Below are 13,525 nucleotides of genomic sequence, written 5' to 3' on the forward strand. Positions count from 1 at the left end.
TCCAACAACACGGGAGGAGCCGGATGCGCGCTGCGATTTTCAGGAACGGTGAGATTGTCGTCGACCGGATGGTCGAGCCGAAGCCGGGCCCCGGCCAGGTGCTGGTCAGGACGCTCGCCTGCGGCATCTGCGGCTCCGACCTTCACGCGCGCCTGCATGCTCCCCGCATGGTGGAGATGGCGAAGAAGACCGGCCGCAAGCCGATGGATCTTGCCCGCGACGTCGTGTTCGGCCATGAGTTCTGCTGTGAGATCGTCGATTATGGTCCCGGAACCGCACGCAAGCTCAAGTCCGGCACCCGTGTCTGCTCACTGCCGGCGCTCGTAACGCCGCAGGGCATCGAGGGCATCGGCTATTCCAATGACAATATCGGCGGCTACGCCGAGGCGATGCTGCTCAGCGAGCCGCTGCTGCTGGAGGTGCCCAATGGCCTCGCGCCGGAACATGCGGCGCTGACCGAGCCGCTTGCCGTCGGTGTCCACGCCGTGGCGAAAGCCAACATCCGGGGCGGCGAGGTACCGCTCGTGATCGGCTGCGGCCCGGTTGGGCTCGCGGTGATCGCAGCGCTGAGGATCAAGGGTCTGCATCCGATCGTCGCTGCCGACTATTCGCCGGCGCGGCGTGCGCTCGCGGCAAGGCTCGGGGCCGATATCGTCGTCGATCCCAAGGTGTCGCAGCCCTATGCGACCTGGGCCGAGCACGCGCAGATGTCGGACGCCGAGAAGGCGGCGCGGCCGCCGTTGCAGGCCATGCTGCCGGCACTGAAGCCCGCGATCATATTCGAATGCGTCGGCGTGCCCGGCCTGTTGCAGCAGGTGTTCGAGGGCGCCCCGCGTGATGCGCGCATCGTGGTGGTCGGCGTCTGCATGGAGACCGACAGGAGCGAACCCATGCTCGGCATCATGAAGGAGCTCAACGTACAATATGTGCTCGGCTACACGCCGGATGAGTTCGCGGCGTCACTGCGCCTGATCGCGGAAGGGCAGGTGGATGCGGCCGCGATGGTCACCGCCGAGGTCGGCCTCGACGGCGTCGCAAAGGCCTTCGCCGACCTCGCCAATCCGGAGGCGCATACCAAGATCATCGTGCAGCCGTGGAAATAGGGAACGGCTGAAGCACGCCGCCGTCGGGGTTCGCCGCGACGTCGGCATCGCTCATCTGGGCGATCACGGCCCGGCGATCGACGATCGCCTGATGGAATTGCGCCAGCACGAGACCGAAGGCGGTGAGGTCGCCGTCTTCGATGGCGCCGTCCTCGTGACAGGCCAGCGTCTCGCGCAGGATGTCGTCGGCTGCGCTCTGCATCGCCGCGAGATCGTCGAGCGACGTCGCCTCCCGCACGCTGGAGATCGCCGTCAGCAACCGGTCGCGATGCAGCGCGTTCTCGCTGCGCTCCTCGCGCCGCAGATAGTGCCGCAGCCACGCGGCCACTGAGCCGAGGCCCGAGAGCAGCAGCACCACGCCCCAGATGTAGTCGCTGTACTTGTCCATGAAGCTGCGCTCGTTGCCGTCGATATAGGCGGCAGCTCCCGGATGGGCCGGCAGCGCGGCGTCTTTGTCGGTGTCAGGCTTCTGGATGTGACTGGCGCCTGGCAAGTCCTTCACGAGCGACTGACGGACCGTAAACAGCTCGCGGGTGAAGGTAGCGACCGTGTCCTCCGACAATGAAGCGGGCGCGACGATCAGATGATTGACGGCGATGGTGTCGATCTTGTCGTCCGGCCGCTGCGGCGTCGTGGAAAATGCGCTCGCGGGAATTTCCTCGGATTCGTAGAGCGGATGCCGCTCGGCGATGGCGTCGGAGACGTCGACGGACAGGAACTTGGGCTCGCCGCGCAGGCGTGCGGTGGTGGCGATCGTGCTTGCGATCGCCTTGTCGTCGAGTGCGCCCACCATCATGAAGGCGTCGAGCGTTGAGTCCTGGGCCATCTCGGAGATGCGGTCGATACCGAACTGTGCGATCGTGACCTTCTGCGGATTGACGCCTGACGCGGCGAGGATGACACGGAGCAGATTGAGATTGGCATCGCCAAGGCCGACGACACCGATGCGGCGCCCCGTGAGGGAGGCGATCTCCATGATCTTCGGCCTGGCGGCACCCTTGCGCGCCGCTGGCGCCCACAACACCACGAAATTCCGCCGCAGGATCGCCACCGAATTGGTGTCGGCCGGCATGGCGAAGTCGCCGCGAGCCACCGCAAGGTCGGCCTTGCCGGCGCCGAGCAGATTGAGGCTTTGCAGTGTGCCGTCGGTCTCGATCGGCACGAGCCGCACCGCGCCACCCCTGGCGTCGAACGCCTTCGCCACAGCCGCAATCAGCGCCTGGTCGTCACTGCCGGCCGGCCCGACCGCGATGCGCAGCGTCGCCGGCTGCCAGACCCAGTAGGCGAGGGCAAGAGCGACCGTGAGCACCGAGAGCACGCTTGCGAGCGCGAGCCACGGGCCAAAGCGATTGCGGCGGCGAGACGACGCCTCTCTCCTCACGCTCAGATCGCTCGGCACGGGCATCTCGCTTTCCTCATCGGCAAGCTCGCCCGACGGCAGGCGCGGCGGGTGCCGTCAGTATTTCGAAGGCACGTACATCTCTGGCGGAATCGGTCCGCGGTGGTAGTCGGGGTTGCGGACGCGCGGCGGCAGCACCACGGGCACGCGGGCGACCTCCTGGTACGGCATCTGGCTGAGCAGATGCGCGATGCAGTTGAGGCGGGCGCGCTTCTTGTCGACGGCGTCGACGATCCACCATGGCGAGTCCGGCAGATGCGTGTGCTCCAGCATCGTCTCCTTGGCCTTGGTGTACGCCTCCCAGCGGCTGCGCGCCTCGACGTCCATCGGGCTCAGCTTCCACTGCTTCAGCGGATCCCTGATGCGCATGCTGAAGCGGAACTGCCGCTCGTCGTCGGTGATCGAGAACCAGTATTTGACCAGAGTGATGCCGGAGCGGATCAGCATCCGCTCGAACTCGGGCACCGTCTTGAAGAATTCCTGGTACTCGTGCTCGGAGCAGAAGCCCATCACGCGCTCGACGCCGGCGCGGTTGTACCAGCTGCGGTCGAACAGCACGATCTCGCCGCCGGCCGGCAAATGCGACACGTAGCGCTGGAAATACCATTGCGTGCGCTCGCGCTCGCTCGGGGCGGGGAGCGCCGCGACACGGCAGATGCGGGGATTGAGCCGCTGGGTGATGCGCTTGATGACGCCGCCCTTGCCGGCTGAATCGCGGCCCTCGAACAGCACCACGACCTTCTTCTTCTCGCTCTGTACCCAGTCCTGGAGCTTGACCAGTTCGCCCTGGAGGCGGAGCAATTCCCGGAAATAGAGCCTGCGATCCACCGTCGGGCGGAGCGCGTCCGTCTCGTCCAGCAGCTCGTCGAGCCTGCTGTCATCGAGCTCCATCTCCAGCTCTTCGTCGAGATCGTCGGTCATTTCCCGGATGATGCGCTCGCGTTTGGCCATTTCAGGGGTGCGGTCGGATGCGGTCATGGGTCCTTCTTTCGGCAGGGTGCCTGTCGCCCGTGACCATCGGCGGGGTTTATTGCGCCCATGTGACACCGGTTCCGAAATAGCCCGGCGGGGCCGTCAGACCGGCAGGGCGATCGAATATTTGACCTGGCTCAGCGCAAAGCTCGACTCGATCGAGGCAATGCCGTCGAGCCGGGTCAGCTTGGTCTTGAGAAAGGTCTCGTAGGAGGCGAGGTCGGCCGCCACCACGCGCAGGAGATAGTCGCGGTTGCCGGTCATCAGATAGCACTCCAGCACCTCGTCCCATTTCGAGATCGCGCGCGCGAAACGATTCAGATCCTCCTCCTTCTGCCGCGCGAGCTTGATCGAGATGAAGACGCTGACGTGCAGCCCCAGCGCCTTCTGGTCGACGGTGGCGATGTAGCGGCTGATGACCCCGCGCTCCTCCAGCAGCTTGACCCGGCGATGGCAGGGCGACACCGAGAGCCCGACCTTGTCGGCGAGTTCCTGCATTGTCAGCCGGCTGTCGTTCTGGAGCAAAGCGAGGATTTTCCGGTCGATGGCGTCGAGGTCTGGCATTGGGATGAAACCTGTCTGAAGTGCTGATCCATTGGTAAAGTATCCCAATATTTGAGATTATGGCGCGAAAAATTGAGAAGTTTGGCGCCGCCCGCAGGCGTATCATCGTCCGACCTGTTTCCGGGAGCCATTGCCATGCCCGTTGATACCGCCCGTCTGGACACATTGACCGCGCTGGCCCGCAAGGCGCTGTGGCTGTCGTCATGGACCATCCATCACGCCAACCACATCCGCGCCAACGCGGACGGGCTCAAGGTCGGGGGACACCAGGCCTCGTCCGCCTCGCTCGCGACCATCATGTCGGCGCTGTATTTTAGCGTCCTGCGCCCTGAGGATCGCGTCGCGGTGAAGCCGCATGCGAGCCCGGTGTTCCATGCCATCCAGTATCTGTTCGGCCGGCAGACCCGCGAGAAGCTGGAGAACTTTCGCGGGTTCAAGGGCGCGCAGTCCTATCCCTCGCGCACCAAGGATGTCGACGACGTCGATTTCTCCACCGGCTCCGTCGGCCTCGGCGTCGCGCAGACGCTGTTTGCCTCGCTGGTGCAGGACTACGTCAAGGCGCATGGCTGGATGAAGGATCGCCGCGAGGGGCGGATGATTGCCCTCGTTGGCGATGCCGAGATGGACGAGGGCAACATTTTCGAAGCGCTCGCCGAAGGCTGGAAGCACGGCCTGCGCAACACCTGGTGGGTGGTCGACTATAACAGGCAGTCGCTCGACGCCGTCGTGCGCGAAGGGCTCTGGGAAAAATTCGAGACCATGTTCCGCAATTTCGGGTGGGACGTGGTGATCGTGAAATATGGCCGCTTGATGCGCGAAGCCTTTGCCGAGCCCGGTGGCGAGGCGCTTAAAGCTTGGATCGACAATTGCCCGAACGCGCTCTACGCGGCGCTGTGCTTCCAGGGTGGTGCCGCCTTCCGCAAGCATCTGCACGATGAGATCGGCGACCAGGGCCCGATCACCAAGCTGATCGACAGGCGCAGCGACGAGCAGCTGCTGGCGCTGATGTCGAACCTCGGCGGCCACGACATGGCGAGCATGCTGGAGGCGTTCGAGTCCATCGACCACGATCGCCCGGTCTGCTTCATCGCCTACACCATCAAGGGCGTCGGCCTGCCGTTCCAGGGCCACAAGGACAACCACGCCGGCCTGATGACGGTCACGCAGATGGAGAAATATCGCGAGAGCCAGAACATTCGTGCGGGCCACGAATGGGACAAGTACGAGGGCCTCGCGCAGGACGCCGCCGAGCTCGACGCCTTTCTCGCGCGCGTGCCGTTCAACCAGGACGGCCGTCGGCTGACCGCGCCTGTTATCGAGGTGCCCCAGCAGCTGGCGTTCAAGCCGTCGCCGCAGATGTCGACCCAGCAGGGCTTTGGCCTCGTGCTGAACGAGATCGCGCGCGGCGACAGCGAGCTGGCCAGACGCATCGTCACGACCTCGCCCGACGTCACGGTCTCGACCAATCTCGGTCCGTGGGTGAACCGGCGCGGCCTGTTCGCGCGCGGCGAGAAGGCGGACTTATTCCGCAGCGAGAAAATTCCCTCCACGTTCAATTGGGACTTCTCACCCAAGGGGCAGCATCTCGAGCTCGGCATCGCCGAGATGAACCTGTTCATCATGCTCTCGGCGCTGGGCCTGTCGCACCAGATCAATGGCGAACGGCTCTTGCCGGTCGGCACGCTCTACGATCCCTTCATCGAGCGCGGCCTCGATGCGCTGAACTACGCCTGCTACCAGGATGCGCGCTTCATGGTGGCAGCGACGCCCTCGGGCATCACGCTGGCGCCGGAAGGCGGCGCGCACCAGTCGATCGCGACGCCGTTGATCGGCATGGCGCAGGACGGGCTCGCCTCGTTCGAACCAGCTTTCGTCGACGAGCTCGCCGTGATCATGGCTTGGGGCTTCAATCACATGCAGCGCGATCCGGGCGAGGGCGGCTCGGTCTATTTGCGGCTCTCGACGCGCAGCATCGAGCAGGCGCAGCGGATCATGACGCCGGAGCTTGCGCAGGGCATTACCGACGGCGCCTATTGGCTGCGCAAGCCGGGGCCCAATGCCGAACTCGTGATCGCCTATACCGGCGCGGTCGCGCCCGAAGCGATCGAGGCGACCGGCTTCATCGGCGAGAGCCGCCGCGACATCGGCCTGCTCGCGATCACCTCGGCGGATCGCCTGCATGCGGGTTGGACCGCGGCGCGGAAATTGCGGCGCGATCGACGGGGTGTGCAGCATCTCAGCCACATCGAAAAGCTGCTCGCGCCGCTGCCGCGCGACTGCGGCATCGTGACCGTGATCGACGGCCATCCCTCCGCGCTCGGCTGGCTCGGCAGCGTCCGCGGTCATCGCGTCGAGGCGCTCGGCGTCGAGCAGTTCGGCCAGACCGGCACGATCGCGGACCTCTACCGCCATTATGGCATCGATGCGAATGCGATCATCGATGCGGCGGAAAGCCTCACCACCGGCGCACCGGTGCTGCATCGGAAGATGGCGGTGTAGTTGAGGTAACTGCCCTGTCATTCCGGGGCGACGCGTAGCGTCGACCCCGGAATCCATACTCCCGATCGTGGTTATGGATTCCGGGCCCGCGCCAAGTGGCGCGTCCCGGAATGACACCTGAGGGAGCCTTGCCTCGTTCCCGCCATCGGCTCATATATCCTCCGTCCGCCGCAACGCTGGCCCCGCATATGGCGGGTTCAATTGCCGGCGCTTTCGTGCAAGGATGCCTGCCGAAACGCCCCCTCCAAGCCCCCAAGAAGAGGTTAACGATGGTCAATCGCATGCAATTCTACATCGACGGCGCCTGGGTCGATCCCGCCGTCAAGAAGTCCACCGCCGTGGTCAATCCCGCGACGGAAGAGGCGATGTACGAGGTTGCGCTGGGCTCCAAGGCTGACGTCGACAAGGCCGTCACTGCTGCCAAGCGCGCCTTTGCAACTTTCTCCCAGACCAGCCGCGAGGAGCGCGTCGCGCTGCTCACGAAAGTCATCGAGGTCTACAAGGGCCGGCTCAAGGAGATCGGCGCCGCCGTCTCCGACGAGATGGGCGCGCCGCTGCCGATGGCGGAGAAGCTCCAGGCCGGCGCCGGCCTCGGCCACCTCATGACCACGCTCGACGTGCTCAAGAACTATCATTTCGAGGAACCGGTCGGCACCGCCATGGTGCTGCGCGAGCCGGTCGGCGTGGTCGGCATGATCACGCCCTGGAACTGGCCGCTGAACCAGATCGCCTGCAAGGTTGCGCCTGCGCTCGCCGCCGGCTGCACCATGATCCTGAAGCCGTCGGAGTTCACCCCAACCTCGGCGTTGATCTTCGCGGAAATCCTCCATGAAGCCGGCGTGCCGAAGGGCGTGTTCAACCTCGTCAACGGCCTCGGCCCCGAGGTCGGCGCCGCCATGAGCGAGCATCCTGATATCGACATGATCTCGTTCACCGGCTCGACCCGCGCCGGCATTGACGTCGCCAAGCGCGCAGCGCCGACCGTGAAGCGCGTCAGCCAGGAGCTCGGCGGCAAGTCGCCGAACGTCATCCTCGAAGGTGCCGACCTGACCAAGGCGGTGACCGGCGGCGTGATGCACATGTTCAACAACTCCGGCCAGTCCTGCAACGCACCCTCGCGCATGATCGTGCCGCTGTCGAAGATGAAGGAAGTCGCTGCGATCGCGAAGGCTGTCGCCGACAAGACCAAGGCCGGTGATCCCCGCGCTGAAGGCACTACCATTGGTCCGGTCGTCAACCGCGGCCAGTGGGACAAGATCCAGGGCCTCATCAAGAAGGGCATCGACGAGGGCGCAACGCTCGTCGCCGGCGGCCCGGGCTTGCCCGAGGGTGTCAACAAGGGCTTCTACGTCCGTCCGACCATCTTCGCCGACGTCACCCCCGACATGACGATCGCCCGTGAAGAGATCTTCGGACCGGTGCTGACCATCATCGGCGCCAAGGACGAGTCTGAGGCCGTGCAGATCGCCAACGACACGCCGTACGGCCTCGCCGGCTACGTCTCGGGCGCCTCGGTGGAGGACGCCAAGCGCGTCGGCCGCCAGATCCGCGCCGGTAACGTCAACCTCCAGGGCGTGCCCAACGACCGCACCGCGCCGTTCGGCGGCTACAAGCAGTCGGGCAACGGCCGCGAGTGGGGCAAGTACGGCCTCGAGGACTTCCTCGAAGTGAAGGCCGTTGCGGGCTTCAACGCGGCGTAAGCTTACGTCGAGAACCAACATGACGCCGGAGCGGGAAACCGCTCCGGCGTTCTTCGTTTGCTCCGTCGTCATTGCGAGGAGCGCAGCGACGAAGCAATCCAGACTGTCTCCACGGAAAGACTCTGGATTGCTTCGCTTCGCTCGCAATGACGGAGGAGAGATCTCGTAGGGTGGGCAAAGGAGCGTAGCGACGTGCCCACCATCACGAGCTGGCAAGGAATGGTGGGCACGCTTTCGCTTTGCCCACCCTACGAGACCGTCGCTGCGGAACGCCTATCCCCCGACCGCGCCTTGCGTGTTCACATACAGCGCGTAGATCGACTGGCTTGCCGCCATGAACAGGCGGTTGCGCTTGACGCCGCCGAAGCAGAGATTGGCGCAGCGCTCGGGCAGCGCGATGCGGCCGATCATGACGCCGTCGGGCGCGAATACCACGACGCCGTCGAGCTCGGGATCGCCCATGCCCCAGCCGCACCAGAGATTGCCGTCGATGTCGCAGCGCATGCCGTCCGGCGTGCCCGGGCCGGCATCGATGTGGACGCGCTTGTTGGAGATGGTGGTGCCGTCGGGCGAGACATCATAGGCGAGGATCTTTCGGTTCGGCACGCCGCGCGATTCCACGACATACAGAATCCTCTCGTCGGGCGAGAAGCACAGCCCGTTCGGACCGAGCACGCCCTCGGCAACGATGGTCGCTTTGCCGGTCTCGGGATCGAGCCGATAGACGTTCGGCTCGATCTCGGGCTCGGCCTTGTAGCCTTCGTAATTGCCGAGCAGGCCGAAGGTCGGATCGGTGAACCAGATCGAGCCGTCGGACTTCACCACCACGTCGTTCGGCGAGTTCAGCGGCTTGCCGTTGAAGGAGTCCATCAGCACCGTGATCTCGCCGTCATATTCGGTGCGCACCACGCGGCGGCCGCCATGCTCGCAGGTGACGAGCCGGCCCTGACGATCCCTGGTGTTGCCGTTGGCGAAATTCGAGGGCTTTCGGAAAACCGAGACGGTTCCAGTCTCCTCCTCCCACTTGATGATGCGCTGGTTCGGGATGTCGCTGCACAGGAGATAGCGGCCGTCGCCGAACCACACCGGACCCTCGGCCCAGCGCAGGCCGGTCGCCAGCCGCTCCACTGCCGACAGCTTTAGCCAGTATTTTTCGAAGCGGGGGTCCAGTGCTTTTATCGCCGGATCGGGGTAGTAGGTCGCCGGCCGCCAGCCTTGAGTGTGGGACGATGCATCGTTCATGTGCAGGTCTCTTTGTTGCGTTCCCTCTGTCCAAGTCTGCTAGCATCAGTTATCTACGGCCGCAAATCGGTCACCACAGGCGAGGGAAGACATGCCGCGTATTTTGATGACGGGAGCTTCGGGCGGAATCGGCACGAGCCTGCGAAAACTGCTGCCGCCGATCTATCCGGATCTCCTGCTCTCCGACATCAAGCCGCCCGCCGATCTCGGCGCGAACGAACAATTCAAGGCGGCGGATCTCGCCGATCTCGCGCAGTGCGAGGCGATCTGCGAGGGCGTCGACGGCATCATCCATTTCGGCGGCTATTCGGTCGAAGGCACCTGGGACCAAATCCTCCAGGCCAACATCATCGGCGGCTACAATCTGTTCGAGGCCGCCTACCGCAAGGGTGTCAAGCGCGTGGTGTTCGCCTCGTCCAACCACGCCGTCGGCTTCTATCCCCGCCACCACAAGATCGGGGCCGACGTCACCCCGCGCCCCGACGGGCGTTATGGCGTCAGCAAGGTGTTCGGCGAGGCCGTCGGTGCGCTCTACGCCGACAAGCACGGCCTGAAGGTGACCTGCCTGCGCATCGGCAATTTCGGCGACATGCCGCTCGACCAGCGCCGGCTCTCGATCTGGCTGAAACCCGACGACCTCGTGCAGCTCTGCCGCATCGGGCTCGAACATCCCGACATCCATTTCGAGGTCTTCTACGGCGCCTCCCTCAACGAGCGCGCCTGGTGGGACAACCACCGCGCCTACGAATTCGGCTATCGCCCGACGGGGCGCGCCGAGGATTTCCGCGAGCACGCGATGGCCGAGCAGGCCAAGCTGAAGCCGGATCCGGTCGGCGACCACTACCAGGGCGGCGCGTTCTGCAGCAACGAGTTCGACGGCGATGCGAGCCGGATCATTGATTGGAATAAGCGCTGAAATGCCATGCCCCCTCTCCACAGTTATGAGGTGAGGGGGCCTCTCCGCGGCACTCGCGCCGGCATGCAGCCTAGTCCATGCCTTCATCGGGAATGTTCAATACGGTGCCACACGCTTTGCAATGCACCGCGTCGACATCGTGGCGCTGCAGGGCGCAAACCGGACAGGGGAAGCGTACCTTGGAGGGCGCGAGCAGTGCCTTGGCGAGATTCAGGAAAAGGGTCACGCCAAAGATCATGATGACGACGGTGATCAGGCGGCCGACGGTCCCGGGCAAGGTGATGTCGCCGAAGCCGGTCGTGGTCAGTGCGGTGACCGTGAAGTAGAGCGCGTCGGCATAGTTGGCGATCTGATGATTGTGAGACTTCTGCGTCTCGTAGACGATCCCGGTCATTACGAAAATGAACACGCCGAGGTTCACGACGGCAAAAACGACTTCCTCGTTTCGCCGGAAGAAGGGGCTGTCGACCCGGAGGCGCGCCACCATCTGGTAGTCGCGCAGCAGCCGCAATGTTCGAAATGCGCGCAGGAAGCCGCCGGCCTCTCCGGCGAGCGGCGCAAGGAACGAGATGATGACGACGATGTCGGTCCAGGTCGAAAGCCGCGCCAGGTCGTGCAGCGGCTGACGGCTGATGATCATCCGTGCGGCGAAGTCCGCAAGGATCAGCACGCCGAACACCACATCGAGCGACTCGACGGCCCGGTTGCGAGGCAGGAACGAGGTCGCGATGATGAACAGAACCGTGACGATGTCGAGCGCAAGCAGGGCGTATCGGAATTTTATGCAGCCGAACGTGTCGCCTTCGTAAAGTTGCCGGATCCTGCCCTTCAGGGCCTCGAATGGGACGGCGACGGCGTCGAGCGGCCCATGTCCCTTCGTACTGTTGCGATAAAATGCCATGGTCAGCGACCGCCGCGCCTATCTCGGTAGCCTACGCTTCCGAAGGATCGAGCATTTCGCCAATCTTGTTGACGGCGACATTGATCGACATGCCCAAATAGTCGCCGGGATCGCCGAACCACGACCCAGTCAGCGGCACGGCCTGGCCCGGATGCCGCGCAATGGCCACCGGAATGAGGTCGAAGCCGGCGCTCAAGCTGTTGGTTGGATCGTAATCCAGCCAGCCGGCGCCGGGCAGGAATACCTGCACCCATGCGTGGGTTGCGCCGGAGCCGGTCATGCCCACGGCGCCGCCATCGAGCGCCGCATCATAGAGATAACCGCTGACGAAGCGTGCGGCAAAGCCGAGCCGGCGCAACGTCTCGATCATCAGCCAGGCGAAGTCCCGGCAGGTGCCCGATTTTGTGCGCAGCGTTTCGCCGGGTGACTGTGTGCCTTCGGCATCTCTGCCGCGATAGCTGAAGTCGGTCCGAAACTTGCCGAGCATTCGGCGCAGCACGTCGGCGGTCCGATCCTGATCGCCGGCGACGAAGCTCTTGGTCCACGCCGCATGGCTGCCGTCTGCATCGTCGGCATGCGGGCGCAGGTAACCGGCAAGGTCGGTCCATTCGTCCGGGGTGTACTGCACGGGGACCTCCTCGGCCCGGGGCTCCAGCGGAAATGTCTCCAGACCCTTGATGCCGAAATAGACTCCACGAACCCTAAACGTGAATGTCAGCTCGCTGCCGCGTTCGCTGAAGTCCATCACCGTGACGGCATTGGAGCGGGAGTCGGTGACCCAATGCACCTTCGACGGCAGGCTGGTAGCAGCGGACCAGCGAAGCAGCCGGGTCGCGGCGCCGCGCCGCGGCAGGAACATCGCCCGGTGCGTGCCGAACGTCACCGGCTTTGCATAGCGGTAGGTCGTGGTGTGCGTGATCTCGCCTATGATCGCCATGCATTGATCCGCTTCGCGTTGCGGAGCGCATTGAGCGCCTTCCCGCGCAAGAGAGAGCAGGCGCCAGCTTTCGGCCCGGCCGCTTCCACCCATTGATCTAGATCAACGTCGTTCCCGGGATCGTCTGGCCCATCAAGCGATCAGGCATTCCTTCAGACGTTGATGTGCAAACCGACCGAATGGAGCGATGGACATGGGTATCCTTTGGACGATCATCATTGGATTTATCGTCGGCGTGGTCGCGAAATTCATCATGCCCGGCGACAAGTCCGAGCCCACGGGGTTCATCCTGACGACGGTCTTGGGAATCGTCGGCGCGTTCGTCGCGACCTGGCTCGGTCAAGCCGTGGGCTGGTATCATTTCGGAGAGGCCGCCGGCTTCATCGGCAGCGTGGTCGGAGCCATCATCCTCCTCTTCCTGTACGGCCTTGTCATGGGTCGTCAGGGGCGCGCTTGAAAATCACGCTATCAGCCGTCGCGATGCTCGCGATGATCGTGACAGGACCATTGCAAGCCGCAACGCTCAGCGACGCCGAGGCGACGTTTCTCGACCAGCTCGTCACCGCATCGGTGGTGCTGGAGCAGCGATGCATCGGCTACGAGGTCGATGGCGCCGGCGGCGTTCAACTCGGCGCCCGGCTTCTCGGTAGTCCTGAGGCGGCGATGGCCATGATCGACGCCTATGCTGCAGCCATCAAGGCCCGCGACGGCGAGACCTACGATCCCGGTAAATTCCGCCCCGAGGTGCGTGAGGCGGCCGGCAAAACGTTCAGGCGCGTCCGGACGGACTTGATCAAGAACCCGACAAGGGGCTGCGCTGACTACGGCGATGCCAGCGTGGACCGCGGATTGCTGAGGCGGTACTGAACGCGAACAAGCTCTGATTGAGAAGGACCTGTCACTCGCGTCATGCTATCGTCTGTTCCGGGACGTGCATTGCCGTCCCAGGCAACAAGAACAGGGAGGATGGCTATGAAGACGTTAGCGATGTCAGCGTTGATCCTTGCTACCTTGTCGATCGCGCCGGTGAGCGCCGCACCGATCGGTCCCGCGGCTCACCTGAACCCAAACCAAGGTCCGGGATGCTCGCTCTCCGGCGGCGCGGTTGCGAGTTGCAAGAACGTCCTCAACTTCAAGTCCTACTACGAGTGCCGCAGTAACCGCATGGAGCGAGGCTGGACGGGCGTTGAGAGCGGCTACTACTGCCGGGCTCTCGACCTCAAATAAGAGCGCGGGTCAGTTCAGAATTTTGGGAGGCCGCCTGCGTTGGCGGCCTCTTCTATCGCGATGAG

At 64.4% G+C, this 13,525-nt stretch carries 13 protein-coding genes; 7 read left to right on the plus strand and 6 right to left on the minus strand.

Annotation, left to right across the window (positions count from 1 at the left end):
* Positions 1 to 23: 23 nt before the first annotated feature.
* Entirely contained in the window at positions 24 to 1,103 is a 1,080-nt protein-coding gene (locus ABIA90_RS25090; RefSeq protein WP_354119778.1) for a zinc-binding dehydrogenase, read from the plus strand.
* On the opposite strand, the gene ABIA90_RS25095 is transcribed toward ABIA90_RS25090, so the two are convergent.
* The 3 genes from ABIA90_RS25095 to ABIA90_RS25105 form a co-directional block, all read right to left on the minus strand.
* Entirely contained in the window at positions 1,081 to 2,508 is a 1,428-nt protein-coding gene (locus ABIA90_RS25095; protein ID WP_354119777.1) for a TAXI family TRAP transporter solute-binding subunit, read from the minus strand. The two genes, ABIA90_RS25090 and ABIA90_RS25095, sit on opposite strands and share 23 nt — an antisense overlap.
* A 51-nt stretch (positions 2,509 to 2,559) precedes the next feature.
* Positions 2,560 to 3,480 (minus strand): polyphosphate kinase 2, encoded by a 921-nt coding sequence (gene ppk2 / locus ABIA90_RS25100; protein WP_354119776.1) that lies wholly within the window; start codon positions 3,478 to 3,480, stop codon positions 2,560 to 2,562.
* Positions 3,481 to 3,576: 96 nt separating this feature from the next.
* Positions 3,577 to 4,038, minus strand: a complete 462-nt coding sequence (locus tag ABIA90_RS25105; protein WP_014497003.1) for an Lrp/AsnC family transcriptional regulator — start codon at positions 4,036 to 4,038, stop codon at positions 3,577 to 3,579.
* 135 nt (positions 4,039 to 4,173) lie between these two features.
* On the opposite strand from ABIA90_RS25105, the gene ABIA90_RS25110 reads away from it, so the two are divergent.
* Positions 4,174 to 6,537, plus strand: coding sequence for a thiamine pyrophosphate-binding protein (locus tag ABIA90_RS25110; RefSeq protein ID WP_354119775.1), 2,364 nt, complete (start codon positions 4,174 to 4,176; stop codon positions 6,535 to 6,537).
* A 269-nt stretch (positions 6,538 to 6,806) separates the two neighbouring features.
* Positions 6,807 to 8,237, plus strand: coding sequence for an aldehyde dehydrogenase family protein (locus ABIA90_RS25115; RefSeq protein ID WP_354119774.1), 1,431 nt, complete (start codon positions 6,807 to 6,809; stop codon positions 8,235 to 8,237).
* A 273-nt stretch (positions 8,238 to 8,510) separates the two neighbouring features.
* On the opposite strand, the gene ABIA90_RS25120 is transcribed toward ABIA90_RS25115, so the two are convergent.
* On the minus strand, positions 8,511 to 9,479 hold the full coding sequence (locus tag ABIA90_RS25120; protein WP_354119773.1) for an SMP-30/gluconolactonase/LRE family protein: 969 nt from the start codon (positions 9,477 to 9,479) through the stop codon (positions 8,511 to 8,513).
* 91 nt (positions 9,480 to 9,570) lie between these two features.
* Between ABIA90_RS25120 and ABIA90_RS25125 the strand changes: the two genes are divergently transcribed.
* A complete protein-coding gene (locus ABIA90_RS25125; protein ID WP_041955853.1) occupies positions 9,571 to 10,395 on the plus strand; it encodes an NAD-dependent epimerase/dehydratase family protein in 825 nt (274 codons plus the stop codon).
* Positions 10,396 to 10,465: 70 nt separating this feature from the next.
* Here ABIA90_RS25125 and ABIA90_RS25130 read toward each other — a convergent pair whose 3' ends face one another.
* Entirely contained in the window at positions 10,466 to 11,296 is an 831-nt protein-coding gene (locus ABIA90_RS25130; RefSeq protein ID WP_354119772.1) for a potassium channel family protein, read from the minus strand.
* Positions 11,297 to 11,327: 31 nt separating this feature from the next.
* Positions 11,328 to 12,233 (minus strand): transglutaminase family protein, encoded by a 906-nt coding sequence (locus ABIA90_RS25135; protein ID WP_354119771.1) that lies wholly within the window; start codon positions 12,231 to 12,233, stop codon positions 11,328 to 11,330.
* A 193-nt stretch (positions 12,234 to 12,426) separates the two neighbouring features.
* On the opposite strand from ABIA90_RS25135, the gene ABIA90_RS25140 reads away from it, so the two are divergent.
* The 3 genes from ABIA90_RS25140 to ABIA90_RS25150 all read left to right on the plus strand — a co-directional run bounded on the left by ABIA90_RS25140 (position 12,427) and on the right by ABIA90_RS25150 (position 13,460).
* Positions 12,427 to 12,690 carry a GlsB/YeaQ/YmgE family stress response membrane protein gene (locus tag ABIA90_RS25140; RefSeq protein ID WP_063986569.1) on the plus strand — a complete coding sequence of 88 codons (264 nt, stop codon included), beginning with the start codon at positions 12,427 to 12,429 and terminating at the stop codon, positions 12,688 to 12,690.
* A 23-nt stretch (positions 12,691 to 12,713) separates the two neighbouring features.
* The gene (locus ABIA90_RS25145; protein ID WP_502916650.1) at positions 12,714 to 13,100 is read left to right on the plus strand and encodes a hypothetical protein; all 387 of its coding nucleotides are present in this window, start codon (positions 12,714 to 12,716) and stop codon (positions 13,098 to 13,100) included.
* A gap of 105 nt (positions 13,101 to 13,205) precedes the next feature.
* Complete coding sequence (locus ABIA90_RS25150) at positions 13,206 to 13,460, plus strand: hypothetical protein (protein WP_354119769.1); 255 nt, start codon at positions 13,206 to 13,208, stop codon at positions 13,458 to 13,460.
* The last annotated feature ends 65 nt before the right edge of the window (positions 13,461 to 13,525 follow it).

The organism is Bradyrhizobium sp. LA6.8 (genome assembly GCF_040547935.1).
In the GTDB taxonomy this organism is placed as follows: domain Bacteria; phylum Pseudomonadota; class Alphaproteobacteria; order Rhizobiales; family Xanthobacteraceae; genus Bradyrhizobium; species Bradyrhizobium barranii.